This window comes from Exiguobacterium sp. QJM3NY_9 (assembly GCF_056173545.1).
In genome coordinates, this window is the sequence record NZ_CM149679.1 from 2,767,671 (window position 1) to 2,792,500 (window position 24,830).

Below are 24,830 nucleotides of genomic sequence, written 5' to 3' on the forward strand. Positions count from 1 at the left end.
AACCCTGAACCCTTATCCGTTTTCCCGAAATCGCCATCTTTGAACCATCACCATTCGTGCGCCCGGCCGGTTTGTTTGTTACAATCGGGACAGTACCTTCAATACAAAGGAGTTGTGTCCCGACCGATGAAAAATTCCGTCAATCTGCCGTTCAACATGGCTGATAAGTGGCAAATCCGTCACATCATTCCGATTGTGATTTATTTGATCGTCCAGCTCGTACCGGCAACATTCCCGAGCTTTCTCTCAAAAAGCCAAATTCCGGGTGTCCTCGGCTGGTGGCTTGCGATTGGCTTTACCGTTGCCGTCATCGTCTCGTTCTTCTGTCTTCGTCCTGACTGGCAAAAGTGGAAAGCAGAGGGCAATCAGACGGATCCGATTGACACATTAAAGTGGATCGGGATCGGAATCGTGTTGCTTTACGCCTTACTGATTAGCGTCAACCTGCTTGATGCCTGGATGTCTGGTGGACTCGAAAACGTCGCGAAATCACAAAATACGGATGACATCATGAAAGCAATCCAAGTCATCCCGATTTTACAGCTGATGGTCGTCTTACTCGGACCGATTATGGAAGAATTTTTATTCCGCCACATTATGTTCGGGAACTTGTCGACAAAACTGAACTTCGTCTTCAGCTTCGTTCTCAGTGGTGTTATCTTCGGGTTCATCCACGGAGACAACAAGTTTTTGATTTATGTCGCGATGAGTTTTGTTTTCTCACTCGTCTTCGTCAAAACGCGCCGCATCATAGCACCGATTGCGATTCACGTTTTCAATAACGGAATTGTCGTACTCGCACTCTATGCAATGACTTAACTTACGAAAGGTAGTGTTTTCATGCGCCAAGGCTCAAACTTCATGGCATTATTTTATGCCCTGTTCGGTATTCTCTTCATGTACCTCGCGTACAGCAACTCGATCGAGGCAGGAACCGTCTTTAACTTTTGGACGATTCTGTTGACGCTGTTCGCAGCAATCGACTTTTACCGTCTCTATCTGATTTTCCGCTTCCGGATGGCTGCGAAGAAGATGATTGAGAAGGAACAAAACAAAAAAAATGATAAAGAATAAGTAAGTATTTTCATCAACAAGCGCGCCTTCGCTATTCGAAGACGCGCTTGTTTTCTTTTAATGAGATTTATCCATTCGATACTTATCAATGATTACTTTCGCGACATCTAAACTAATCCGCTCATCGATGACAAGGTTCTTAATCATGTTAACGAATTCGACATCATCTTCCTGTACTGACTCAATCCGTTGAATGAGTTGATTCAGCTTCGTTCGAACCGTCGGATACGAGACTTGATACGCAGCTGCCATATCTTTAAGCGATCCTGAATTTAAAACAAACTTCCGTATGAATTCAAGATGTTCTTGTTCTAATGCCAATACCCATGGAGGAACTTCATTTCTGTCCATTGTAGTGTACTCCTCTATCTATTTTTACGTTACAAATCTTGCACTTCGAGTCGATCCTTTTCCTGCTTCAAACGTTTTTTACGCGCTTTTTCCCCATCCAATCCAATACCAATCAACGTCGAAGTACTAATCATTGTACCGATTTGTATTAAAGATTTTTTGTCCTCAGACCAGACGCCTCCATAGAAATAGGTGTATATCCCAGCGAGTACAATCAGTACCGGTAATACCCACGCGAGCTTTCCATTTTTCCTAGATAAATAAAATTGTCCAACCATGAAAATAATAACACCAATCGCAATCGATAAACTCCCCATAAACTAGACCCCACTTCTATTTAATATAATCCAAATATGAATTATATTAAATAAAAAGTCAACATAGTTTAATTTAATTTAAATATTATTTTAAAAATAGTTACTTTTATTAAAAAAAGTGATTTAGAATATATTTATTATCTCACTTCAAATAATTTATATTTTACTGACTCATTATCGAAAACCCTTATCTATCCATAGAAACAAATCACTTATACTGAATATACGGTTCTTCACCGGAATCGAACGGGCAAACCCACAGAAATGTGGTGACGCAAAACTATAGGGGCTACCGCTTCAAGCTATGCTTGCCAGTTACCGAAGTTCACAAAAGGAGACTACGTTCACATGAAAAAAATCAATTATGTCGTTACTGCCGGTCTTGCTTGTGCCTTGATGCTGACGCCGCTCGGCTCAATCGATGCCAAGAGTAAGACATCGAAGCATGACCGCAACAAGAACGGAATCCATGACAGCTGGGAAAAGAAGTACAAGCTTAAAGGGAAAAAACTTGCGCAGCAAGATACGGACCATGACGGCTTAAGCAACTACACCGAATATAAGCTCAAACTCAATCCACGGAAGAAAGACAGCGACCGCGATAAGATCAGCGACGCACATGAAGATACGGACCGTGATGGCTTAACTAACGCCATCGAACTCGAGCTTGGGACAAAACCATATAAACGGGATTCTGATGGTGATGGAATTCTCGATGGCAAAGAACGCAACAAGGCCGGTCACCACTATGAAGATATGCTGAAAAAAATGAAGATTGCTCTCGCGACAGAGACGACGCAAAGTCAGATTAAATACCAGTTTAAAAAGAAGAAGAGTCAGCTGCGTGTCAAAACGAATGACGCAACGGTCGATGAAACCCGTGTCCGCCAATTGATTCAGTTCATCGAGTCACATCCGAAGATGACGGAAGAGGAATTACGGGCACAACTCGTCAGCTTATTCGCTCTCTCTGGTTCTTACGAGTTGGAGATTGAACTCGAGTACTTCGATCACGAAGAAACGAAATCAGAGCACCGTCACGTTGAAGAAGACGAGCAAGACGATGATCAAGGTCAGGACGAAGATGATGATTCAGATGATGACTCGGACGACGAGCATGAAGATGAAGATGAAGATTAATCCTTAAACAAAAAAACACCTGCTCTAAAGACGACCGACGTCCATGTGACGAGGGGCGATCTTTAAGACAGGTGTTTTTTACTTTTCGTTGACCATTTCTTGAATCAATTCACGGTTCCGTTTTTTGAAAACTTCATTGTGGGATGAGACCATCGCGACTTTGGCAGCATCCGGTTCAATGAACTGCTTCGCCCGGTTGACGGCATTTGCCGCATCCTGGAATGTCCCCGAAATCAAGTTCACCTTGCCGTCATGCGTCAAAATATCTCCTGCTGCATACAATCCCGGTACACTTGATTCGCTCGACGCGTTACCGGCGATGTAAAAGTCGTCGACTTGTTTGATGTCGAGTTCCGAGTTCGCGAGCAACTCTGCTTCCCGTTCGTAGCCATGGTTGATGATGACTTCATCGACGTCAACGATGTTTGTCACGTCCGTCGCACAATCAATCAATTCGACGGACGCAATCCGGTGGTGATCGTCGCTTGCGATCAACTTATGAATCGTCGTGTTGAGGAGACAGACGGCTGAGCTTCGGACGAGTTGGTCGACTTGTGCCTCGTGACCTGTGAAACAGTCTTTCCGATATGTGACGTAAACTTTTTTCGCAATCGGTTCGAGCTCGTTCGCCCAGTCGATCGCTGAGTTACCGCCACCTGAAATCAGGACCGTCTTATCTTTAAACCGCTCAATCGATTTGACGGTATAGTTCAAGTTCGACACTTCGTACCGTTCGGCCCCTTCAATCTTCAGTTTTTGAGGATTGAGTATCCCACCACCGACAGCGACGATGACTGTCTTCGAATAATGAATTTCTCCCGACTCCGCTTCGAGGACGAAGTTTCCGAATACGTCTTTTGCGATTGAAATGATTTTTTCATTCAGGTGCACGGACGGATTAAACGTTAAGCCTTGTTCGACGAGTTGCTCGATCAGCTTCGCTCCGGTAATGGGTGGCTGTCCCCCGACATCCCAAATCATCTTCTCCGGATAAACATGAATCTTGCCACCAAGCTCTGCCTGGTATTCAATGATTTTCGTCTTCATCCCGCGTAATCCGCTATAGAAAGTCGAGTATAACCCGGCCGGGCCTCCACCAATTACCGTTACATCAAACAATTCCTGCTGTTCCATCCCACTCACTCCTCGCTCTCGACTACGACTGATTATCATTCTCATTCCCAATGATAACGTGAACATCTCTTGAAGACAAGAAAAAATGTTGACAGCGTTTTTATGAGACTGGTATGGTTAGGGAGACGATAGTGATAATCATTATCAATGAAAATAGCTTTAAACGAGAAGGAGCCTCTGCGTATGGTACGTCTAGCAACAGAAGAAATCAGTATCGGATACGGAGATCGTACCATCGTCAAAGACTTGACGGTTCAGATTCCGGATCGGCAAATCACGACAATCATCGGTGCGAATGGTTGCGGTAAATCGACCTTATTGAAAGCGATGACCCGAATCATCCCCCATCAGTCTGGTCGTGCCCTGCTTGACGGTCTCGATATTGCGAAGGAAAGTACAAAGCTGCTTGCCCGGAAAATGGCGATCCTGCCTCAGACACCGGAAAGTGCAAGCGGTCTAACGGTCGCAGAGCTCGTCTCATACGGTCGTTTTCCTTATCAAAAAGGATTTGGTCGCTTAACGAAACATGATTACGAGATCATTGACTGGGCGTTAGAGGCAACGGATACGACGGCATTCAAACACCGTCCGGTCGACGCCTTGTCCGGTGGTCAACGGCAACGCGTCTGGATTGCGATGGCGCTGGCGCAGGAAACGGATATCATCTTCCTCGATGAGCCGACGACTTACCTTGATCTCGCCCACCAGCTCGAAGTCCTCGAGCTGCTCGAGCATCTCAACCGGACGGAAGGCCGGACGATCGTCATGGTGTTACATGATTTAAATCAGGCCGCCCGTTTTGCCGACTACATCATCGCGATGAAAGAAGGCGAAGTCGTCAAAGCCGGAACGTGCGAGGAAGTCATTTCGCATGACGTCTTAAAAGAAGTATTCCACATCGATGCCGAAATCGGTCGTGATCCACGGACGAATAAGCCGATGTGTGTCACCTACAACTTAATCAAGGGAGATTAACCACATGAAGAAACTAGTACTCTTACCGATTTTATTACTCTTAACGCTTGTCATCGCCGCCTGCGGCAATACAGATAAAACAGAAGATACGTCTTCTGATACGAAAAAAGAAACGATCACCTATAAATCGGAAGAAGGTGACGTCGAAGTCCCGGCTGATCCGAAACGCGTCGTCGTCCTTGCCGGTTTCGCCGGAAACGTCATGGCACTCGACGTCCCACTCGTCGGTGTCGATTCGTGGTCAAAATCGAATCCGAAGTTTGATTTGAAAGACGTCCAGGAAGTATCGGAAGAAAACGTCGAAAAAGTCATCGAACTCGAACCCGATCTCATCATCGGCTACAATACAACGAAAAACATCGATAAATTTAAAGAAATCGCTCCAACCGTCACGTACACGTACGGCAAAGTCGACTATTTGACACAACATATCGAAATCGGTAAATTGCTCAATAAAGAACAAGAAGCACGCGATTGGGTCAAAGACTTTCAAACACGCGCAGCGGACGCCGGAACAGAGATTAAAGCAAAAATCGGTGACGATGCGACGGTCTCTGTCATCGAAAGCTTCGATAAACAGCTTTACGTCTTCGGCGACAACTGGGGACGCGGTACAGAAATCCTCTACCAGGAAATGAAATTAAAGATGCCGGAAAAAGTTACGGAAATGGCCTTAAAAGACGGCTATTACGCGCTATCACCGGAAGTCTTACCTGAATATGCAGGGGATTACCTCATCTTCAGTAAGACGGCAGAAGCAGATAACTCGTTTACAGAAACAGACACATACAAAAATATTCCTGCTGTTAAAAACAACCACGTCTTCGAAGTCGATTCGAAAGAATTTTACTTCAATGATCCATTGACGCTCGAACGTCAGCTCGAGTTCTTCAAGAAAAGTTTCCTTGGCGCGTAACAAAAATAAGGAGGGAACCGATTTTTCGGTCCCTCCTTTTTGACTATCTAATGAAAGTGAGACGATAACTATGTCATCCGGTCGATTCCCGTTCGGACTGAAAATCACGTTCGGTTTACTCCTGTTCGTCGTCATGTTCTGGATCTCGATGACGTTCGGTGCCGCCGACACGACGATACGTGAGGTCTGGAACGCTTTGACGTTCGGTCCCTTGAACGATAAAGCAAAAATCATTCAGGAAATCCGGTTACCGCGCGAAGTCGCTGCGATGCTGGTCGGGGCTGCACTCGGTGTCTCCGGTGCGATCATGCAGGCGATGACACGTAATCCCCTTGCCGATCCCGGACTGCTTGGGCTGACGGCAGGCGCGAACGCGGCCCTTGCTCTTGCGCTCGTCTTCATTCCCGGTATCAATTACTATGGCATCATGCTCGCGTGTTTCCTTGGAGCAGCAGCCGGTGCCCTACTTGTCTTCGGGATCGGTGCCTCAAAACGTGGCGGGTTTTCACCACTTCGAATCGTCCTCGCCGGGGCCGCGATTTCTGCTTTTTTATACGCAATCGCAGAAGGGATCGGCATTTACTTCAAAATCGCTCAAGACGTCTCGCAATGGACATCCGGCGGGCTGATTGGAACGACCTGGGGGCAACTGCAAATCATCACCCCCGTCATCCTGATTGGCATCGCGATTGCGATGATCTTCTCACGTCAATTAACGATTTTAAGCTTATCAGAAGAAGTCGCACTCGGGCTCGGGCAAAACATCACCCGGATTAAAGGTGTACTCTACGTCGTCGTCATCCTGCTCGCCGGGGCCGCCGTTGCTTTAGTCGGTAACATGGCATTCATCGGCTTGATGATTCCGCACATCGTCCGCGCAATCGTCGGCACCGATTACCGCTTCATCCTCCCGATGACCGCCGTCTTCGGTGCAACGTTCATGTTACTCGCGGACACGATTGGCCGGACACTGTATGCTCCATACGAAACACCGGTCGTTGCAATCGTCTCGATGCTCGGACTGCCGTTCTTCTTACTCATCGTCCGCAAAGGAGGTCGTGCGTTCTCATGATTGAAACATCGCTCCGCCGCCGTCAGCGGTTGATCTTTATCGTCTTTAGTCTGTTATTGCTCGGAACGATCATCATCAGTATCGGGCTTGGGCCCGCCTCCCTCTCGTACGACCGGCTTCTGCCGACACTGTTCGGTCAAGGCTCGTTCAAAGAAGAGTTTGTTTTGTTCTCACTCCGCCTGCCGCGGATTTTAATCACGGTACTCGCCGGCATGGCACTCGCCTTATCCGGTGCGATTCTTCAGGGCATCACCCGCAACGAACTCGCAGATCCCGGCATCATCGGTATCAATACAGGTGCTGGTGTCGCCATCGCCGCCTTCTTCCTTTACTTCCCGGTCGATGTCGGTGCGTTCATCTATGGGTTACCAGTTGCTGCCTTCATCGGGGCATTGATCACAGCGATTGCCATTTATGCCTTATCGTATGACCGTGTCCGTGGCCTGCAACCGATTCGTCTGATTTTGACCGGGGTCGGATTCTCGATGGCGTTATCCGGCATCATGGTCGTCCTGATTTCATCCGCGCGCCGCGAGAAGGTCGACTTCATCGCCAAATGGCTCGCCGGGAACATCTGGGGAACGGACTGGACATTCGTCTACGCGTTATTGCCTTGGCTGCTTATTCTCGTACCGTTTACGTTTTATAAAGCAAACAAACTCAATCTGCTGGCGCTGAATGAACCGGTTGCGATCGGCGTCGGCGTCGCGATTGAAAAGGAGCGCATCCAACTGTTACTCGCCGCTGTCGCACTCGCTGCATCCGCCGTTTCTGTAACAGGCGGGATCGCCTTCATCGGTTTGATGGCGCCCCATATCGCGCGCGCCCTCGTCGGACCAAGGCATCAACTGTTCTTACCGATCGCCGTCTTGATTGGCGGATGGTTACTCGTCCTCGCCGATACGATTGGTCGGAACATCGCTGACCCGCAAGGCATCCCGGCAGGAATCGTCGTTGCGATCATCGGTGCTCCTTACTTCATTTATTTGCTGTCAAAGAAATAACAATCCACGTGTCACCGAAAAAAATGAAAACGAAAGAAGGAGTGGATTTCGAGTCCGCTCCTTCTTTCGTTTAGAAATCAACATTCAAGTCGACTTATTTCTTAATTTTTTTCACTACTAACGTGACTACAGAAACGATAACGACTGTAATCAATGTAAAAAGTATCACTGTGATGATTAGATTTGCCATTCTTCTGACCTCGACTCCTTTTGCAAAAAACAGTTTTTAATATTTGATTCGTTTTTCTTCCCGTTCCGCCCGGATCAATTCCTGTTCCGATAAGTGTGTCGGATCGAGTCGTTTAATCCGTTTATCAACAATCCGGTCCAATGACAGCACCGTTAGGAAAAAGACAAGGAACGGTCCGATGTATTCGGGACGCGCTACGTAGGGCGTGATGATTTGCCCCAGGACGACGACCAGTACTTCGATGATACTGATCAATATATACGGTAGTCCGAGATGATCCCAGACCTCAAGCCCGTCAAACCGCTTCTTGAAATACCGGTATTTCAAAAATCGGACGATCCATTGATAGGACAACAAAGGGACTAGCAAAAAGTACTGAAACGATGATTCCGTCAGGTGCCAGTCGTCCGCTAAAAAAAGAAATGTAAACAATACCAGTCCAAACAATGCCGTTTGAATGTAACGTGCCCGTTTTGAAAATCGGATATAATCCATTTTCCGCTCGTGTTGTATGTTATCCATCGTCTTCCTCCTCGTTACATCCTGATTCCTTCCCCCGTCGGATGACAGTGTTCGATTCCTTTTCGGTCCGGTATCTCAAGCAAATCCATTTTATCGAGCTTCGTTACCGTCCGGTCCGTCCACTTTTGAAATTGCAGCATCCCTGAAATCCACAACATTAGCGGAAACAGATAGCCCCACTGTCCAAGGTGTGGGGCGACAACTGCGGCACCCGCAATAAAGACCGCTTCGAGCAAAGTGATCCCACCGAACAGCAGACCAAGTGGTCGCGCCTGTACCTTCGACCGAACTAACAGAACGGATTGGATCACTCGCTGCATGCCATTATAGGCGAGTAACGGCGTAAGAATCAAAAATCCAACTGCTGAATCCGTCAGGTGCCCGCTTCCGGAGAAGAGCAGCACCGCAAAAAATACGCCCGCAATTACATACGTCCGGATTTGCCGGCTGATTTTTGTCCATTTTTGATACGTGCTTAAAGTGTTTCTCATCCGTTCACTCCTCTTGTGTGTTTCGCTTACTTACGGTAACGCTCAATCTCACGCATCGTGACGAATGCCGGATCTAATTGTTTCGCTTGTTTGTTCAATCGGGACACAATCAAATAGGCGACGATGATCGACATAAGAAAGACCGTAAAAGAAATACCGGCGTATTGTGGAAAAACAGTCCCCACATAATGTGGAAGGATCGGGATGAACGAACCGATCATCGACACACGTGCCACTTTCAAGACCGTCTTTTTATAGACGTCCTTCGCGAGGCGTTGCTTTAAAACCTGTAGGCGAATGACTTCTCTCACTGCAGCACCTAACGCCAGTAAAGAGAGTGCGAACGTTGTAAATAAACCCGTTTGTCGCAAGCTCGGGATGAACCAAAACAGGACTCCAATCAAAAGTAAGGGAATTAACACCCCCATCTGGACTTTCTTAATCGGCGCTGCCAACAGCTGGAGCCGTGTATTTTTTTCAATCAATGTACTCACCCTGTCACTCCTCCACTTCTTTGACATTCGCATGAATTTCTTTATCACTGACGAAGTCGGGATCGCCTGACCGGGCAATCTTTTTAAACAACCAGTCCGTAACGTAATAGACCGGTGCGAGGATGATCAGCATCGAAAGGGCAATTTTCCAGATCGACATCTCTTTCGTCTCAAGTATCACGGTGTACAGCGAACCGTACAGGACGAATTGAGTCCCGAGCCACAGCAACGATTGGTTCGTCACTTGGTCGCTTGAGAGATAGCGCGCCAGGATTTTTCGTTTTTCGAGTCGAAACGGGAGATCAAACACGAGAAAGACAAGCGGTAACAGACTCAAATACATGGTCGTGCTGAAGATTTCCGTAAACGTTCCTGCTGTCGCCATCAAGGCAGCGATGATCCAACTTTTATTCTGCAATTGATTTTTTTCGATATAAGCAACCGTCAACGCCTGTAATCGTTCCTCTCGGAGCGTTTGTTCCATCCTGAAATGCCCTCCCTCGTTTCAACTGTCTATACTGTCATATACTTACAGTTTACCAGTTATGTTTCAAAAAAAAAGAAACTTCCTTAAAAAAGGAGTTTCTAGGCTGAAACTTGAATGATGAGATAGATGACGCTATACGCAACAATTGCTAACGGAATCAGTGCGACACCAATCAACCAACCGTTCTTATCACGGATTCCGAGATACAGAACAAGACAGCCGACGATGAAGGCAATTAACGTCGTAAATGGATTCATAATGCTTCCCCCTCTTGATTACCTATTAAGAAATTTCCCATTCCCTCAAAAGGATAAACACAGAAAACGACTTCAATCGGTTCATCAACATCATCCAGGCTGTAAGCTTCTGTTTTGCCGCCACCACTATAACAAAAAACACCACTCGGCAAATGCCAAGTGATGTACATATGGAGACTATCGGGCTCGAACCGACGACCTTTTGGCTGCCAGCCAAACGCTCTCCCAGCTGAGCTAAGCCCCCTCATATTCTTGTAATCAGTATAAACCATATCGATTCACTTTTTCAATATAAAAAGAGCGCTTCCAAACAAAAACCTCTCCGTCGCCGAAACGACCGAGAGGAGACTGTTACTTATTCAACTCACGCATCAAATCCGCTTGCCGTTCAAGCTCCGCTTGTTGCTCAAGAATCAGTACTTTTTTGTACGTCCGGGCTGAAATCATGATGCTGATTTCATAGAGGACGAACAACGGTACCGAAATCATCAGATGTGACGTCACATCCGGTGGTGAGATTAAAGCCGCGATGACAAACAGCGCAAAGTACGCATATTTCCGATTTTTCCGCATGAACAATGGCGTCACGAGTCCAAGACGGGTCAAGAACATCGTCACGACCGGCAGTTGGAACAAGATACCGAACGGAATCGTCAGCCGGATTAAGAAACTGAAATAGTTTTCGACCCCGATGACTTGCTCGATGCCGAGCTCTTGCCCAAGTTCCGTCGATACTTTGAGTAGAAACGGAAGTAACCAAAAATAAGAGAACGCGATTCCGGACAAAAATAAGAAAAACGTGACCGGAATATACGTCAAGGTCGCTTTTTGTTCCTGTTCGAATAAACCGGGTCGGATGAACGCCCATAGCTGGTACATCCAAAATGGTGAAGCCAGGACGACCGCGATGATGAACGCTAAATTCAAGTACAACATCAGGGGATCGGCCACATTAAAGGCATTCAATCCGATGCCGAGCTCTTTCAGGTCCGACTGCAGAAAACGCACGAGCGGTCGGACGAGCGGAAAGGCCGCGGCGAACAAGACGACGACGATGATGAGTGACCAGACGATCCGCTTTCGCAATTCGTCTAGATGCGATGTCACACTCTGTTCTTGATCAATCGCCATAATTTAATCACTTCTCTTTCGATTCATCCTTTTTGTCTTTATCATCGTCCATGATGCCGTTTGTCGCACTCTTGAACTCTTTTAACGTCTGACCGGCAGCACGACCGAGCTCCGGTAACTTTTTCGGTCCGAAGATGATCAAGGCGACGGCACCGATTAAAGCGATACTTCCTGGTCCAATACCGAGTGTAAATGGGATTAAGTTTTCCATTATGATTTCACTCCTTCAGCTGATTGCGAATAATGCTTCATGAAATAAACTAGTGACTGCAACTCGATCGACAAATCGATGTGATGGACCCGAACGTGGGCCGGTACGTTCAACCGCGCCGGTGTAAAGTTCAGGATTCCGGTCACACCATACTCAACTAACTCATCCGCTACTGACTGTGCGAACTGGGATGGGACCGTCAAGATGGCGACATCAACCTTGTTCGCTTCGATTTGCTCTTTCATGTCAGAGACATGATAGATAGGAACGTCTTGCGTCGTTGTTCCGACCTTGTTTTCGTCCGCATCAAACGCAACGACTATCCGAGTACTATTATTCTTTAAAAAGTTATAATTTGCAAACGCCGTTCCGAGATGTCCGACCCCGACAAGTGCCACATTCGTGACTTCATCCTGATTCAGTGTCTTTCGGAAAAACGTCAATAGATGTTGTACGTTGTAACCGTATCCTTTTTTCCCTAACGCCCCAAAGTAGGAAAAATCGCGGCGGATCGTCGCTGAATCGACTTTGACCGCTTCACTGAGCTCTGCTGAAGAGACGCGCAGCTTGCCTGAGTTATAAAGACTCTGAATGAAACGATAATATAACGGCAGTCGTTTCGCCGTCGCTTGTGGTATTTTTGTGTCTGGCCCATTCATACTGCAGTTCCCCCTTCGGCCACGTTCTGACGTGGCACCCAAATCAATGCAAAGAATTCTATTCTCTTTGATTGTAAACCACTTCACATAGACTAACAAATAATATATTCCACGGGACTCCTGCGTTTTTTTCATGATAGACTAAAGGGTGGAAGGATGGATGTTTTTATGATTCTCTTACAAGTGAACCAACTATCAAAATCATTCGGTGTTGAGCCGATTTTAGACAATATTAAACTCGAAGTGCAGGAGCGGGACCGGATTGCGCTCGTCGGACGAAATGGTGCCGGAAAATCGACACTTTTAAAAATCATCGCCGGAGAGCTCAGTCATGACTCTGGTGAGATCATGAAGAGTAAGGAAGTGAAAATCGGTTACCTCGCCCAGGACAGTGGTCTTGAGTCGAATGAAACGATCTGGAATGAAATGTTGACCGTGTTCGAGCACCTGCAAGAGCAGGAACGTTCGCTCCGTCGGATGGAGATTGAGATGGGGATGGACCATATCTTGAATGATGCTGTTGCTTACGACCGTCTGTTGAAAACATACGATCAGGCCCAACATGACTTCTCGGACGCCGGCGGTTATCAGTTCGAAGCCAACATCCGCTCCGTCCTGCACGGGATGCGTTTTTATCCGGACGATTATTCACGCCGGATCCAGACGCTATCCGGTGGACAACGGACGCGACTCGCACTGGCGAAGATGTTGCTCCAGGCACCTGAGCTGTTGATTCTTGACGAGCCGACGAACCACCTCGACATCGATACACTCTCTTGGCTCGAAAGTTACCTGGCTGGTTACCGTGGAGCGGTCTTGATCGTCTCCCACGATCGTTATTTCCTCGACCAGGTCGTCAACGTCGTTTATGAACTGTCACGCAACGTCTGCCGGAAGTTTACCGGCAACTACACGAAGTACTTGGAACAAAAGGCAGCACTGTATGAACAAGAGATGAAGCAGTTCGAACAGCAACAGGAAGACATCGCGAAGATGCAAGACTTCATCCAGCGTAACATCGCACGGGCGACGACGACGAAACGCGCACAAAGCGTCCGCAAACGTCTTGAAAAAGTCGACCGGATTGATCGTCCGGATGGGGATGAACGCAGCACCGTCCTGTCGTTCCCGATTGAAAAACAAAGTGGGAACGATGTGTTACAAGTCACGCAACTCGCGGTCGGCTATGAAGAAGCCGTCTCAAAAGGCATCACGTTCCGCTTACAACGTGGCGAATCCCTCGCCCTCGTTGGTCCGAACGGAATCGGAAAATCGACGTTACTGAAAGTTCTTGTCAACCGGATTAAACCGTTATTCGGTGAACATCGTTTCGGGACCGGCGTTTCCGTCGGTTACTACGATCAGGAGCAAGCCGAGCTCAACGACCGCAACCGGGTCATCGATGAAATTTGGAACGAGTGGCCGTTGATGCGGGAACAACAAGTCCGGTCCGTCCTCGGTCAATTCCTGTTCAGTGGTGATGATGTCTTCAAGCTCGTTCATGAATTATCCGGCGGCGAGCGCGGACGCCTCGCTCTCGCGAAGTTAAAATTACGCAAAACGAACGTCCTCATTCTCGATGAGCCGACCAATCACCTCGATCTTGATTCGAAGATGGTGCTTGAGAACGCGCTTGTCGACTATGAAGGCACGCTCCTGTTCGTCTCCCACGACCGTTACTTCATCGACCGGGTTGCGACACGCGTCATCGAGATGAACCCGGAAGGTGTGACGGATTATCTCGGCGACTACTCTTACTATATGGAGAAGAAGGCCGAGAAAGAAGAAATCGCCCGCCTCGAAGCAGAGGAAGAAAAAGCAATCAAAGTCGCTGCTTCGAAAAGCATCGACAAAGATGCGCAAAAAGAAGAACGAAAAAAGAAACAACAGCTTGAACAACTCGAACAAGACATCGAACGCCTGGAAACTCGATCAACTGAAATCGAACAACTGCTTTGCGAACCGGAAGTCTTCAACGATATTCCGAAGGCGACGGCGCTGTCGGCAGAACGGGATCAGATTGATACGGACCTCCTCGAACTGATGGAACGATGGGAGAGTTTCCACTAATGCGCTCGAAAAGCTATGTCATCAACCTCGTTCAAGGGTTATTGTCCGGGGTTCTCTATTTCGTTCCGATGTATGCCGACTACGTGTCGGCCTTCATCCGGCCGGATGCCTTTAATGCCGTCGTCCTGTTGTTCATCCTCATCTCGTGCATGATCGGCCTCGTGATTAAGACGTGGAGTGGTCTCTTCATCAGCCTCTTATCCGGATTAATCTGTACGTTGCTGACGACCCAGATGTTCGTTGAACTGAATGACCCGTTAATCATCAGCTATTACGGTGCCGTGTCACCGCTCGTCGCCTTTTTGATCAGCTGTCTCGGGATTTGGGCACTGGCGATTCTCTTTTTTCTACTCGATGGTTTCCAGTACGAAAAACGTCACCATGCAGAGTAACTTCTTCAGTTGTCCGACATAAAAAGGCACGTCCCGCGTTCGGGACGTGCCTTTAGACTGTAGACAAGGTACTATCACAATCAAGCGTCTGTTTTCGTTGATTACCTCGGGCGAGGCGCAAGCCGTTGCTCCTTGATCCTAGCGGACAACGAGCAGGGTCTTGCCTGCCTCTGGCAAGTCGCGTTAAAAACGCACTTTTTCCCGTAGGAGTCAACGAAACGTGACGCTTTTTAGATTGCAGACGGTTTAGAGCGCAATCCGTCTCGAATCGCTTTTAAAGCGAAAAGCAATCGGTCGCGACCCTGCAGCTCTGCTGTAGCGGCGCGGAAGATTGCCGCTTTGAAGACGAGGCGAGACAGGGAAGCGTGAACTGATTGCATCCTCATGTAGAATTTTCGTGATTTATAAGAGTTTGGCTATACGCTGAAGGCACGCCCCGCGTTCGGGACGTGCCTTTTTGCTTCTAAAAAATACTGGTTCTACTCGTCAATCCGCCTTCAGCTCGTCGGTCGGGCAATTGTAAAGATGTCTCCGACTTTCGCATAGTCGTTACCTGCGAGACGGGCGATCGCTTTTAAACCATCCGGATCAATCCGGAACGACTCGACGAGTTCGTCCGCGACGTGATACCGGACGATTTCTCCAATCAGGAGGTTCGCCCCTTCGAGTTCGAGATGATTCGTCAACTTCAGTTCAAAGCGGATCTTCGCTTCCGCGACAGCCGGAACATCGATCAAATCACTATCGACTAACGTCAAATTCGTCCGTTCGAGTTCACTTTCACCATATGCGAGTGGTGCCGCGGTTTCATTGACTGCCTCGACGATTTCTTCACTGACGATATGGATGACGTATTCCTGATTCAGCAAGATGTTTTTTGCGGTATCCTTTTGCCCTTGCTCCGTCTGCTGGACGGCGATGACCAGTTGTGGCGGGTTGCTTGAGGCGACCGTGAAAAAGGAAAATGGTGCTGCATTGACGACTCCATCTGCACCTTTCGTCGTCACGAAAGCGATGGGCCGTGGAATGATGCTGCCGATCAACAATTTATAGTTTTCTTTTGGACTTAAGTCTGCTGCATCAAATTTCATAAAAACCGTCCTTTTCGATCACCCGATAAGTGCTGCGAGTGAATAGTCTCCAGCTCCGATCATCGCAACGCCTAAGGCGATGACGATCAGTGCCATGTTGTATTCGTACCCGTTTTGTGTCACCCAGTAACCATTCGTCCCATGCACTTTGACGATTGCGACGATCATCGAACCGATGATCAGGAGGGCTGCAATCCACAGGAATAATCCACCGGCGAATAATAATCCTCCGACCAGTTCAGCAATCCCTGCCATCAGTGCAAGTGTTTTCCCTGGCTTCATCCCGATGGACTCAAACCAACCGCCTGTCCCTGCGATACCATGTCCACCGAACCATCCAAATAATTTTTGTGTTCCGTGTGCCGCAAATGTTAAGCCGATAATCAACCGAATCAGAAATAATCCTAAATCCATCATGTATAAAACTCCTTTTACTTAATGTTTTTTAATTACTATTAGTAACTTAATATCGATAATAAACTATTACTTACTAAAAGTAAATAGATTTGTTTTCGTTATTTTTATTACTATAAGTAAAATAATTCGTATTTTCGCATCAAAGTGGGTATACTACATATATAAGAAAGGATGAGCGCTGATGGAGAATACACTAATTCCGACGGCCCTTTGTCCGAAAGTCGAACATGCCTTTGAAATATTGGGCAAGAAGTGGACGGGTTTGATTTTACGTCATCTCTTGACGAAGACCTGTCGTTTCAATGAAATTCAAGATGCGATTCCCGAGCTCTCTGGTCGTATGTTAACGGAACGCATGAAGGAACTTGAGGCGGAAGGTATCGTAGCCCGGACCGTCATTCCGGAACGTCCGATAAAAATTCAATACAGTTTGACAGACAAAGGTCGTCAGCTTGAGCCTGTAATTCGTTCGATCGAAGAATGGGCTGAGTTACAAGATTGACTGAAAAGAAGACATCCATGCTGGGCATGTGGTGTCTTTTTTTATTCTTTTTGCATTGAGAATCATTTTCAATTAGAATGAAGACGTGCCCCACTCTTGAAAGGATGTGTCATGTCATGAAAATCATGATCGGTTTCGTCAGCATGTCTGGCAATACGGAAGACATCATGCACTTACTTAAATCAGAACTCGAGCAAAACGGCTGCCTTGTGCAGACGGAAGAACTCGATCAACTATATCCAAGTGACTTAGCGCAGTATGACGCCGTCCTGCTTGGCTCTTACACGTGGGGCGACGGTGATCTCCCCTATGAAGCAGAAGACTTCGTCGATGAGCTCGCTGCCAGTTCAATCGTCATTCCGGCTGCTGCCTTTGGTTCCGGAGACCGCGATTATCCGAAATATTGTGCTGCCGTCGATTTGCTTGAACAAGCCCTGACGTCAGCTGATGCACAAATCGTCTTACCTGGTCTAAAGATTGAATTTGACCCAGATACGGCCGACAAACAACAGGCTTGCCGGTCATTTGCGCAAGAATTTTTCAAGCACGTCGAACAGCTTGTCATGAACTGACGAGGTAATAAAGAGCAGACAAGGGTAGCAGATATTACATCCGCTACCCTTCAGGCTGTAGACAAACTCTTATAAATCATGAAAATTCTACATGAGGATGCAATCAGTTCGCGCTTCCTTGTCTTGCCTCGTCTTCAAAGCGGCAATCTTCCGCGCCGCTACAGCAAAGCTGCAGGGTCGCGACCGATTACTTTTCGCTTTAAAAGCGATTCAAGACGGAATGGGCTCTAAACCGGCTGTATGCCTGGATTTCCCTCACGGTATTACCTAAAAAGCGTCACGTTTCGTTGACTCCTACGGGAAAAGTGCGTTTTTAACGCACTTTCAGAGGCAGGCAAGACCCTGCTCGTTGTCCGTTAGGATCAAGGAGCAACGGCTTGTCCCTCGCCCGAGGAAAGCAACGGAAAGGTGACAAGCTTTTATCACTCATACTACTTTGTCTACACGCTGAAGGGTAACAGATATTACATCTGCTACCCTTATCTCGTTCAAAAGGACTTACTCGCTTCACGCGATTCAAGACGGAATGCACTTGTATTGCCCAATATCACGTTGTCACACGATGAGGACTGTTCCGATGTCGGAAGAGTCCCGTGATGTAATGCTTAACCAAGATTCTTTTTCGCTTTCCAGCGTTTTTGAAGATACCACGGCACGATCGTCAAAATTAAAAAGACGATGATTGCACCGATGATGATCCGTGGGTCTTTCGAAACGATGCTGCTCCCTAAAAAGTTATAGGCAAACGTTCCGGGAATGATTCCGATCAACGTAGCTAAGAAAAACGGCAACAAACGAACTTTCGAGAGTCCAGCTGCGTAACTAATCAAGTCAAAATTAAAAATCGGTAACAGACGGAAGATTAAGACATAGATGAACCCATTCTTCTCGAGCTGTTGCTGGATTTGATCGACTTTTCCGGCACCGTTCTTAATAACTCCTTTGCCGAGCTTTTTCGCGACTAAAAAAGCGACGACTGCTCCTAGTGTTGCACCAATGACGGTATAGACCGTTCCCATCAAGGCACCGAAGGCCAGTCCGCCTGTGATTGACAAGACGGACGCCGGAAAGAAAATCAACGGACGTACGGTATAGAGGAAGATATACAAAATCGGTGCCCACATTCCGAACGATAGAATCCATTCCTTGATTTCTGTCGGACTAATGTTCAAATACGATCGACTGAACCAAATCAGTCCGATGACGATCGCTATTATACCTACAATCTTTAAGATTTTTCGTTGTTGTGACATCATATCCCCCCATTTTTTCACGACAAGCCCTTTTCAGTCGTTTCCCCCTTTTCTTACATATCACGCCTGACTGGACAGGTTTCGTCTGCCGACGATGTTGGGAACTACTAAAAGAGACCACGGAAAGTAGAAAGGTGATAACTATGACACAATCAATAAAAGCACTCGTCTTTGATGTTTATGGTACATTATTTGACGTTCATGCTGTTAAAGTCAAAGCAGAAGAACTCTACCCGGAGCATGGCGCAGACATCAGCCAAGTCTGGCGTCAAAAGCAACTGGAATATTCCTTTTTACGTCAACTGAATGGACAATACGTTCCGTTCAGTCAAGTGACGCGTGATGCACTCCGTTATGCCCTCTTACAATTGAAGTTGCATGTAACGGAAGAAAATATTGCTGCCTTGATGGAGGCCTATCTCGAGCTGTCGCATTACGACGAAGTCGAAGCAGTCTTACAAGAGATGAGCGGCAAACAATTGGCCGTCTTTTCAAACGGCTCCCACGATATGCTTGATCCGTTAATCGAGCAGTCCGGACTCGGATCACTGTTTGATCACATCATCAGCGTCGACGACATCAAACAATATAAACCGACGCCTGCTGCTTATATGCATGCGTTGAACACACTCGGTCTGAAACGCGAAGAAGTCTTGTTCATGTCCTCGAACGGATGGGACATCACAGGAGCGAAGAGCTTCGGTTTCCGGACGGCCTGGATCAACCGGTCCGGCTTACCGGTCGAAGAACTGAACCTCGACCCCGACAGCATCTATGACGACTTGAACGGTTTGCTCGAATGGAAATGAAGTTAACTAAAAAGACAGCCGATACTCCTCCGTTACATCGAGGAAAATCGGCTGTTTTTTAGTAATTCGCAAGACGCGAATATCCTTTTTTGAAGAGATCTAGCTTCAGTCCACCGTCTTTTTCGATGAAGAAGAGGTACTCTTTTTGATCTGTATCTTTATAAAAAACTTTATAGAGCGTCAGTGTGCGTTTCTTATCATTCTCGACTGCGATTACTTCGTGCTTTGAGATGACTTCTGCTTGTACTTGCTCCGCGTCAAGACGGTCGACCATCGGCTGGAAGGATTCCTTTTCCGCATCGGTCGCCGGTTTCCCCGGTGCGATCGTGAAGTAATCGTCACTTGCCTTGTTCGTCAATCCGTACTTCCGGTCGACGAGAACAACATTTTTTAGTTCACCGTTTACCGTCCGGTCAAACGCATACAGCTTCTCGATCCGCGTTTGCTCTCCTTCAGCACGACCGATTTCGTACAACGGTTCTTGTTTCGTATTCGTTTCGACTGCTTTCTTATCCGGGACAAGTTCCTCTTTGTAAGCGACTTGATAGGCATCGACGATTTCGCGAATCTGTAGTCCGATCGCAACCACGACGAGTATACCAAGTACGACGATAATGACTTTTTTCATGTTGGTTCCCCCATGTCTCTCGTATTCCTTACTTTAAATCTAGCCCAGGTTCTGCATTCATGGCAAGTGTCGATTGGCGCTGCGCCCGATAGGGATGAATCGCGGCGGCTCCGATCATCGCTGCGTTATCGCCACATAAGTGCATCGGTGGGATGACGAGGGTGATCCCTTCACGCTGACAAGCTTCCGTCAATCCGTGGCGTAACCCTTTGTTCGCTGCGACACCACCTGCGAGTAAGAGTTGTTTTCCACCCTTCTCTTTGACGGCACGAATCGCTTTAGCGACGAGCACTTCGACGACGCTCGCTTGAAAACTTGCTGCCAAATCTTCCGGGATGATCACTTCACCCCGTTGCTCTGCATTATGCACCGCATTGATGACAGACGATTTTAAGCCGCTGAAGCTAAAATCATACGAATCTTTTTCGAGCCAAATCCGTGGGAAGTGGAATGTGTCTTGTCCTGTTTGTGCCAATTGGTCAATCCGGGGTCCACCGGGATACGGTAATTTCAATGTCCGTGCGACTTTGTCGTATGCCTCGCCTGCTGCGTCATCACGTGTTTCACCAATCACTTCATACACACCATCTTCTGGCATATAAATCAATTCCGTATGACCGCCTGAAGCAATCAGGCAGACGAGCGGAAATTCGAGTTCCTGGACGAGGCGGTTCGCATAGATGTGTCCAGCGATATGATGGACGCCGAGCAATGGTTTACCGTGCGCGAAAGCGAGTGCCTTCGCTGCACTGACCCCAACGAGAAGTGCACCGACAAGACCTGGCCCTTCCGTAACCGCAATCGCATCGATGTCGTCAATCGTTACGTTCGCTTCCATCAAAGCATCATCGATGACATAAGTGATTCGCTCGACGTGATGACGTGATGCGACTTCCGGGACGACTCCGCCAAAGCGTTTATGGCTCTCGATTTGAGACGAGACGACGTTCGATAAGACGTCCGTTCCTCCCCGGACGACGGCAGCTGCCGTCTCATCACAGCTTGATTCAATAGCAAGTATCAATGGTTGTGTCATGTCTCGTCTCCTTCTAGTTCCAACCAGTAGATGGCTGCATCTTCATTATTGTCTTGATAGTAACGTTTGCGTGTTCCGGCATATAAAAAACCGAGTTTTTCATACAAGGTACGTGCCGGTGTATTCGAGACGCGGACTTCAAGCGTCATTGCCCGCAGACCGAGTTCCCGTGCGACTTCAATCAATTCCTCCAGCAACCCTTCACCAAGCCCGAGCCCACGTGCCGTACGTTTCACAGCGACGTTCGTGATATGACCTTCATCCGCGATATGCCAAAGTCCGGCAAAGCCAATGATTTCGTCCGTTTCTGCGACAAGGTAATAGGCATTCGGATTTTGCGTCATTTCCGCGATGAAGGCTGTGAGCGTCCAAGGTGTCGCAAAGGACTCCAGTTCGACCGCATGCACACCGGGTGCATCGGCGACTGTCATTTTACGAATACGCGCGTCAGTCATGACGTTGCGCCTCAATCCACTTCGCTTCTGCCTCGGCAAGGCGTAAATAGCGTGGTTCAAATGCATGCACATCGACCGGGACACGTGTCGCGCCTAGTAAAGCCAATACACCTGCCCGTGGTGTCCGAAACGCAGGCGCAACGATTTCAAACGGTTGCAGTGCTTCAACGAATTTTTCCGTATCACCTGTCATCAACGTATCTGTCGGTAACGTCGCAACAAAGTCAGCGACTGTCGTGTGTTGTTCGTCGCCAACGCGCTCACCGTTTTCGTACATACCAACAAATCCCGTTCCGCGGCGTGCATCTTGAATCGCGACGACCCGTCCCGTCCGTCCTGTTGATGCTGCCATCAACTCGAGCGTCGAGACGGCAACCAGTTCGATGCCGAGTGTATAGGCAAGTGTTTTAGCTGTCGTCGCTCCGATTCTCAGTCCCGTATACGAACCCGGACCATCTGCGACGACAATGCGTGTCAATTCTTTTGGTAACCAGTTCGCTTCTTGCATCAATCGTTCGAGTAACGGCATTAACTTCGTGGCATGGTTCAAGGACGTCACATACGATGCTTCCGCAATGATTTGTGTTCCGTCCGACAGCGCAACAGAAAGTTGTTTTGTTGATGTATCGATCGCTACGATTTTCATAAGCTTAATCCCTCGCATATCTTAATGTATGCCTCACCAATCGGTTCTAGACGGAAACGTCGTGCATTGTCCCCTGTCCGTTCGATTGTGATGACGAGTCGTTCCGGAGGCAAGACGTCTGCAATCAACTCTGACCACTCAACGACTGCGACCCCGTCGCCGTTCAAGTATTCTTCAAGGCCAATGTCGTCACCCGATCCCTCTAGACGGTAGACATCCATATGGTATAACGGCAAACGACCATTATAGACCTTCATGATTGTAAAGGTCGGACTGTTGACGTTACGCGTCACACCAAGTCCTTTTGCGAAACCTTGCGTAAACGCTGTTTTTCCCGCTCCCAGATCTCCATCCAATGTAATGACCATCCCCGCGAAGGCACGGTGTCCGAGTGTTACTGCGAGAGCCGTCGTCTCTTCTAGATTTGCCATTTCAAGTTCTATCATCCTGCGTCCCTCCTCTTGTCATCTTTCTCTATTGTATCTATTGTACCGAACAAAAAAGACAAAAAAAAATACGAAACGCTGAACGTTTCGTAGTAAAGTTGAAGTTAAGTTTAAAATTGGTTGCGGGGGCTGGATTTGAACCAACGACCTTTGGGTTATGAGCCCAACGAGCTACCAGACTGCTCCACCCCGCGACGATAAACGTTTCGGATTTGAATTATTTAAAAATTGGTTGCGGGGGCTGGATTTGAACCAACGACCTTTGGGTTATGAGCCCAACGAGCTACCAGACTGCTCCACCCCGCGATGATATAACGTTTCGACAGATATTAATATAACATGTCGTTTCATAAATTACAAGGAATTCATTAATTTTATTTAAATATTTTCTTAAAATAACTCAGAAAATGCTCTTTTTGCTTTTAATTAAGCAGCTGTCAGCTTGATTCAGCATGTAGACAACATAGTAATCTTTTTCTTTTTTCCTTCCTATCGACTTTGTCCTAGCAGAAAATAAGTAGCGAATTGCCTGTCTGTTAAAGAGAAAAAAGACCGACCTGCAAGATGCAGATCGGTCCTTTTTAATTGCCTGGCAACGTCCTATCCTCACAGGGGGAAGCCCCCAACTACTTTCGGCGTTCAAGTGCTTAACTTCCGTGTTCGGCATGGGAACGGGTGTGACCACTTGGCTATCGTCACCAGACGACAGGGCTCGCGCCCTCAAAACTGAAGTCATCAACAATCATCTGCTAGAACAAGGCCTCGACCGATTAGTATCACTCAGCTCCGCATGTCACCATGCTTCCACCCGTGACCTATCTACCTCATCGTCTCTGAGGGGTCTTTCTTGATTACTCAAAGGGAAATCTCATCTTGGAGGGGGCTTCATGCTTAGATGCTTTCAGCATTTATCCCGTCCGCACGTAGCTACCCAGCGATGCTCCTGGCGGAACAACTGGTACACCAGCGGTGCGTCCATCCCGGTCCTCTCGTACTAAGGACAGCTCTCCTCAAATTTCCTGCGCCCACGACGGATAGGGACCGAACTGTCTCACGACGTTCTGAACCCAGCTCGCGTACCGCTTTAATGGGCGAACAGCCCAACCCTTGGGACCTACTCCAGCCCCAGGATGCGATGAGCCGACATCGAGGTGCCAAACCTCCCCGTCGATGTGGACTCTTGGGGGAGATCAGCCTGTTATCCCCAGGGTAGCTTTTATCCGTTGAGCGATGGCCCTTCCATGCGGAACCACCGGATCACTAAGCCCGACTTTCGTCCCTGCTCGACTTGTAGGTCTCGCAGTCAAGCTCCCTTCTGCCTTTGCGCTCTACGAATGATTTCCAACCATTCTGAGGGAACCTTTGGGCGCCTCCGTTACTGTTTAGGAGGCGACCGCCCCAGTCAAACTACCCGCCTGACACGGTCCTCCAGCCGGATTACGGCTGCGAGTTAGAGACTCTATGCATGAAGGGCGGTATCCCAAGGGTGACTCCTCCGAAGCTGGCGCTCCGGTCTCGACGTCTCCCGCCTATCCTGTACATCATGCACAAAGCCTCAATATCAGGCTGTAGTAAAGCTCCATGGGGTCTTTCCGTCCTGTCGCGGGTAACCTGCATCTTCACAGGTACTATGATTTCACCGGGTCTCTCGTTGAGACAGTGCCCAAATCGTTACGCCTTTCGTGCGGGTCGGAACTTACCCGACAAGGAATTTCGCTACCTTAGGACCGTTATAGTTACGGCCGCCGTTTACTGGGGCTTCGGTTCAAAGCTTCGCTTGCGCTAACCCATCCCCTTAACCTTCCAGCACCGGGCAGGCGTCAGCCCCTATACGTCATCTTGCGATTTAGCAGAGACCTGTGTTTTTGCTAAACAGTCGTTTGGGCCTATTCACTGCGGCTCTACTCATGTAGAGCGTCCCTTCTCCCGAAGTTACGGGACCATTTTGCCGAGTTCCTTAACGAGAGTTATCCCGCGCGTCTTAGAATTCTCATCCCGCCTACCTGTGTCGGTTTACGGTACTGGCACCTTCCACCTCACTAGAGGCTTTTCTTGGCAGTGTGAAATCGTGACCTTCGTCCCTAGGGG

Annotated in this window: 32 protein-coding genes, 3 tRNA genes, 2 rRNA genes and 1 riboswitch (1 of these 38 only partly in view); of the genes, 12 read left to right on the forward strand and 25 right to left on the reverse strand. The window is 47.9% G+C overall.

The window, feature by feature from the left end; all coding sequences use genetic code 11:
• Positions 1-126 precede the first annotated feature (126 nt).
• Positions 127-819, forward strand: coding sequence for a CPBP family intramembrane glutamic endopeptidase (locus AC0VYQ_RS14030; RefSeq protein ID WP_088838027.1), 693 nt, complete (start codon positions 127-129; stop codon positions 817-819).
• A 21-nt stretch (positions 820-840) separates the two neighbouring features.
• On the forward strand, positions 841-1,074 hold the full coding sequence (locus AC0VYQ_RS14035; protein ID WP_029331862.1) for a DUF4305 domain-containing protein: 234 nt from the start codon (positions 841-843) through the stop codon (positions 1,072-1,074).
• A 57-nt stretch (positions 1,075-1,131) separates the two neighbouring features.
• On the opposite strand, the gene AC0VYQ_RS14040 is transcribed toward AC0VYQ_RS14035, so the two are convergent.
• Positions 1,132-1,425, reverse strand: a complete 294-nt coding sequence (locus tag AC0VYQ_RS14040; protein WP_088838028.1) for a DUF2089 family protein — start codon at positions 1,423-1,425, stop codon at positions 1,132-1,134.
• A 29-nt stretch (positions 1,426-1,454) separates the two neighbouring features.
• Positions 1,455-1,742, reverse strand: coding sequence for a hypothetical protein (locus AC0VYQ_RS14045; protein WP_475403844.1), 288 nt, complete (start codon positions 1,740-1,742; stop codon positions 1,455-1,457).
• Between the two features lie 239 nt (positions 1,743-1,981).
• Positions 1,982-2,065: riboswitch (cyclic di-GMP riboswitch) on the forward strand.
• Between the two features lie 25 nt (positions 2,066-2,090).
• Between AC0VYQ_RS14045 and AC0VYQ_RS14050 the strand changes: the two genes are divergently transcribed.
• Positions 2,091-2,882: a hypothetical protein gene (locus tag AC0VYQ_RS14050; protein ID WP_475403845.1), complete on the forward strand. Its 792-nt coding sequence runs from the start codon at positions 2,091-2,093 to the stop codon at positions 2,880-2,882.
• 78 nt (positions 2,883-2,960) lie between these two features.
• On the opposite strand, the gene AC0VYQ_RS14055 is transcribed toward AC0VYQ_RS14050, so the two are convergent.
• On the reverse strand, positions 2,961-4,016 hold the full coding sequence (locus AC0VYQ_RS14055; RefSeq protein ID WP_088838031.1) for an NAD(P)/FAD-dependent oxidoreductase: 1,056 nt from the start codon (positions 4,014-4,016) through the stop codon (positions 2,961-2,963).
• A gap of 183 nt (positions 4,017-4,199) precedes the next feature.
• Here AC0VYQ_RS14055 and AC0VYQ_RS14060 point away from each other — a divergent pair, with 183 nt between their 5' ends.
• From AC0VYQ_RS14060 to AC0VYQ_RS14075, 4 genes are all read left to right on the forward strand, one after another.
• The gene (locus AC0VYQ_RS14060) at positions 4,200-4,991 is read left to right on the forward strand and encodes an ABC transporter ATP-binding protein (protein ID WP_029331864.1); all 792 of its coding nucleotides are present in this window, start codon (positions 4,200-4,202) and stop codon (positions 4,989-4,991) included.
• A gap of 4 nt (positions 4,992-4,995) precedes the next feature.
• Positions 4,996-5,907, forward strand: a complete 912-nt coding sequence (locus AC0VYQ_RS14065; protein WP_088838032.1) for an iron-hydroxamate ABC transporter substrate-binding protein — start codon at positions 4,996-4,998, stop codon at positions 5,905-5,907.
• Between the two features lie 70 nt (positions 5,908-5,977).
• Complete coding sequence (locus AC0VYQ_RS14070; RefSeq protein WP_029331866.1) at positions 5,978-6,979, forward strand: FecCD family ABC transporter permease; 1,002 nt, start codon at positions 5,978-5,980, stop codon at positions 6,977-6,979.
• Positions 6,976-7,983, forward strand: coding sequence for a FecCD family ABC transporter permease (locus tag AC0VYQ_RS14075; protein WP_251132527.1), 1,008 nt, complete (start codon positions 6,976-6,978; stop codon positions 7,981-7,983). The genes AC0VYQ_RS14070 and AC0VYQ_RS14075 overlap by 4 nt, the downstream gene beginning before the upstream one ends.
• A gap of 226 nt (positions 7,984-8,209) precedes the next feature.
• Here the strand turns inward: AC0VYQ_RS14075 and AC0VYQ_RS14080 are convergent, their stop codons facing one another.
• The 9 genes from AC0VYQ_RS14080 to AC0VYQ_RS14120 all read right to left on the reverse strand — a co-directional run bounded on the left by AC0VYQ_RS14080 (position 8,210) and on the right by AC0VYQ_RS14120 (position 12,425).
• Complete coding sequence (locus AC0VYQ_RS14080; protein ID WP_475403846.1) at positions 8,210-8,695, reverse strand: hypothetical protein; 486 nt, start codon at positions 8,693-8,695, stop codon at positions 8,210-8,212.
• Positions 8,696-8,709: 14 nt separating this feature from the next.
• The gene (locus AC0VYQ_RS14085) at positions 8,710-9,186 is read right to left on the reverse strand and encodes a hypothetical protein (protein WP_475403847.1); all 477 of its coding nucleotides are present in this window, start codon (positions 9,184-9,186) and stop codon (positions 8,710-8,712) included.
• 26 nt (positions 9,187-9,212) lie between these two features.
• On the reverse strand, positions 9,213-9,680 hold the full coding sequence (locus tag AC0VYQ_RS14090; RefSeq protein WP_475403848.1) for a hypothetical protein: 468 nt from the start codon (positions 9,678-9,680) through the stop codon (positions 9,213-9,215).
• A gap of 4 nt (positions 9,681-9,684) precedes the next feature.
• Positions 9,685-10,164, reverse strand: coding sequence for a hypothetical protein (locus tag AC0VYQ_RS14095; RefSeq protein ID WP_475403849.1), 480 nt, complete (start codon positions 10,162-10,164; stop codon positions 9,685-9,687).
• A gap of 101 nt (positions 10,165-10,265) precedes the next feature.
• A complete protein-coding gene (locus AC0VYQ_RS14100) occupies positions 10,266-10,424 on the reverse strand; it encodes a hypothetical protein (protein WP_034801002.1) in 159 nt (52 codons plus the stop codon).
• 171 nt (positions 10,425-10,595) lie between these two features.
• A tRNA-Ala gene (locus AC0VYQ_RS14105) sits at positions 10,596-10,668 on the reverse strand.
• Positions 10,669-10,775: 107 nt separating this feature from the next.
• A complete protein-coding gene (tatC, locus tag AC0VYQ_RS14110; RefSeq protein ID WP_029331875.1) occupies positions 10,776-11,555 on the reverse strand; it encodes a twin-arginine translocase subunit TatC in 780 nt (259 codons plus the stop codon).
• A gap of 7 nt (positions 11,556-11,562) precedes the next feature.
• Positions 11,563-11,766 carry a twin-arginine translocase TatA/TatE family subunit gene (locus tag AC0VYQ_RS14115; RefSeq protein WP_088838039.1) on the reverse strand — a complete coding sequence of 68 codons (204 nt, stop codon included), beginning with the start codon at positions 11,764-11,766 and terminating at the stop codon, positions 11,563-11,565.
• Positions 11,766-12,425, reverse strand: a complete 660-nt coding sequence (locus AC0VYQ_RS14120) for a redox-sensing transcriptional repressor Rex (protein WP_088838040.1) — start codon at positions 12,423-12,425, stop codon at positions 11,766-11,768. The genes AC0VYQ_RS14115 and AC0VYQ_RS14120 overlap by 1 nt, the downstream gene beginning before the upstream one ends.
• 168 nt (positions 12,426-12,593) lie before the next feature.
• Here AC0VYQ_RS14120 and AC0VYQ_RS14125 point away from each other — a divergent pair, with 168 nt between their 5' ends.
• Together AC0VYQ_RS14125 and AC0VYQ_RS14130 are read left to right on the forward strand one after the other, a co-directional pair.
• A complete protein-coding gene (locus AC0VYQ_RS14125) occupies positions 12,594-14,495 on the forward strand; it encodes an ABC-F family ATP-binding cassette domain-containing protein (RefSeq protein WP_475403850.1) in 1,902 nt (633 codons plus the stop codon).
• Positions 14,495-14,887, forward strand: a complete 393-nt coding sequence (locus tag AC0VYQ_RS14130) for a hypothetical protein (RefSeq protein WP_029331882.1) — start codon at positions 14,495-14,497, stop codon at positions 14,885-14,887. The genes AC0VYQ_RS14125 and AC0VYQ_RS14130 overlap by 1 nt, the downstream gene beginning before the upstream one ends.
• 230 nt (positions 14,888-15,117) lie before the next feature.
• Here AC0VYQ_RS14130 and AC0VYQ_RS14135 read toward each other — a convergent pair whose 3' ends face one another.
• The 3 genes from AC0VYQ_RS14135 to AC0VYQ_RS14145 form a co-directional block, all read right to left on the reverse strand.
• Positions 15,118-15,267 carry a hypothetical protein gene (locus AC0VYQ_RS14135; RefSeq protein ID WP_475403851.1) on the reverse strand — a complete coding sequence of 50 codons (150 nt, stop codon included), beginning with the start codon at positions 15,265-15,267 and terminating at the stop codon, positions 15,118-15,120.
• 117 nt (positions 15,268-15,384) lie between these two features.
• On the reverse strand, positions 15,385-15,978 hold the full coding sequence (locus AC0VYQ_RS14140; RefSeq protein ID WP_088838043.1) for a flavin reductase family protein: 594 nt from the start codon (positions 15,976-15,978) through the stop codon (positions 15,385-15,387).
• Positions 15,979-15,996: 18 nt separating this feature from the next.
• Complete coding sequence (locus tag AC0VYQ_RS14145) at positions 15,997-16,395, reverse strand: DoxX family protein (RefSeq protein WP_029331885.1); 399 nt, start codon at positions 16,393-16,395, stop codon at positions 15,997-15,999.
• 181 nt (positions 16,396-16,576) lie between these two features.
• Here AC0VYQ_RS14145 and AC0VYQ_RS14150 point away from each other — a divergent pair, with 181 nt between their 5' ends.
• Together AC0VYQ_RS14150 and AC0VYQ_RS14155 are read left to right on the forward strand one after the other, a co-directional pair.
• Positions 16,577-16,897 carry a winged helix-turn-helix transcriptional regulator gene (locus tag AC0VYQ_RS14150; RefSeq protein WP_029331888.1) on the forward strand — a complete coding sequence of 107 codons (321 nt, stop codon included), beginning with the start codon at positions 16,577-16,579 and terminating at the stop codon, positions 16,895-16,897.
• 116 nt (positions 16,898-17,013) lie between these two features.
• Positions 17,014-17,469: a flavodoxin domain-containing protein gene (locus tag AC0VYQ_RS14155; RefSeq protein ID WP_475403852.1), complete on the forward strand. Its 456-nt coding sequence runs from the start codon at positions 17,014-17,016 to the stop codon at positions 17,467-17,469.
• A gap of 605 nt (positions 17,470-18,074) precedes the next feature.
• On the opposite strand, the gene AC0VYQ_RS14160 is transcribed toward AC0VYQ_RS14155, so the two are convergent.
• A complete protein-coding gene (locus AC0VYQ_RS14160; protein ID WP_214894516.1) occupies positions 18,075-18,722 on the reverse strand; it encodes a TVP38/TMEM64 family protein in 648 nt (215 codons plus the stop codon).
• A 143-nt stretch (positions 18,723-18,865) separates the two neighbouring features.
• On the opposite strand from AC0VYQ_RS14160, the gene AC0VYQ_RS14165 reads away from it, so the two are divergent.
• Positions 18,866-19,531: a haloacid dehalogenase type II gene (locus AC0VYQ_RS14165; protein WP_088838048.1), complete on the forward strand. Its 666-nt coding sequence runs from the start codon at positions 18,866-18,868 to the stop codon at positions 19,529-19,531.
• A 58-nt stretch (positions 19,532-19,589) separates the two neighbouring features.
• Here AC0VYQ_RS14165 and AC0VYQ_RS14170 read toward each other — a convergent pair whose 3' ends face one another.
• The 9 genes from AC0VYQ_RS14170 to AC0VYQ_RS14210 all read right to left on the reverse strand — a co-directional run.
• The gene (locus AC0VYQ_RS14170; protein WP_475403853.1) at positions 19,590-20,159 is read right to left on the reverse strand and encodes a hypothetical protein; all 570 of its coding nucleotides are present in this window, start codon (positions 20,157-20,159) and stop codon (positions 19,590-19,592) included.
• 28 nt (positions 20,160-20,187) lie between these two features.
• Positions 20,188-21,195 (reverse strand): tRNA (adenosine(37)-N6)-threonylcarbamoyltransferase complex transferase subunit TsaD, encoded by a 1,008-nt coding sequence (gene tsaD / locus AC0VYQ_RS14175; protein ID WP_475403854.1) that lies wholly within the window; start codon positions 21,193-21,195, stop codon positions 20,188-20,190.
• Positions 21,192-21,650, reverse strand: a complete 459-nt coding sequence (rimI, locus tag AC0VYQ_RS14180) for a ribosomal protein S18-alanine N-acetyltransferase (protein ID WP_029331901.1) — start codon at positions 21,648-21,650, stop codon at positions 21,192-21,194. The genes tsaD and rimI overlap by 4 nt, the downstream gene beginning before the upstream one ends.
• Positions 21,643-22,296, reverse strand: coding sequence for a tRNA (adenosine(37)-N6)-threonylcarbamoyltransferase complex dimerization subunit type 1 TsaB (gene tsaB, locus AC0VYQ_RS14185; protein ID WP_214802960.1), 654 nt, complete (start codon positions 22,294-22,296; stop codon positions 21,643-21,645). The genes rimI and tsaB overlap by 8 nt, the downstream gene beginning before the upstream one ends.
• Positions 22,293-22,742 (reverse strand): tRNA (adenosine(37)-N6)-threonylcarbamoyltransferase complex ATPase subunit type 1 TsaE, encoded by a 450-nt coding sequence (gene tsaE, locus AC0VYQ_RS14190; protein WP_475403855.1) that lies wholly within the window; start codon positions 22,740-22,742, stop codon positions 22,293-22,295. Before tsaE ends, tsaB begins: the two co-directional genes overlap by 4 nt.
• A 117-nt stretch (positions 22,743-22,859) precedes the next feature.
• Positions 22,860-22,936 (reverse strand) — tRNA-Met (locus AC0VYQ_RS14195).
• 35 nt (positions 22,937-22,971) lie between these two features.
• A tRNA-Met gene (locus AC0VYQ_RS14200) sits at positions 22,972-23,048 on the reverse strand.
• Between the two features lie 281 nt (positions 23,049-23,329).
• A 5S ribosomal RNA gene (gene rrf / locus AC0VYQ_RS14205) occupies positions 23,330-23,445 on the reverse strand.
• 47 nt (positions 23,446-23,492) lie between these two features.
• Positions 23,493-24,830 (reverse strand): 23S ribosomal RNA (locus AC0VYQ_RS14210); it runs 1,577 nt beyond the window's last position.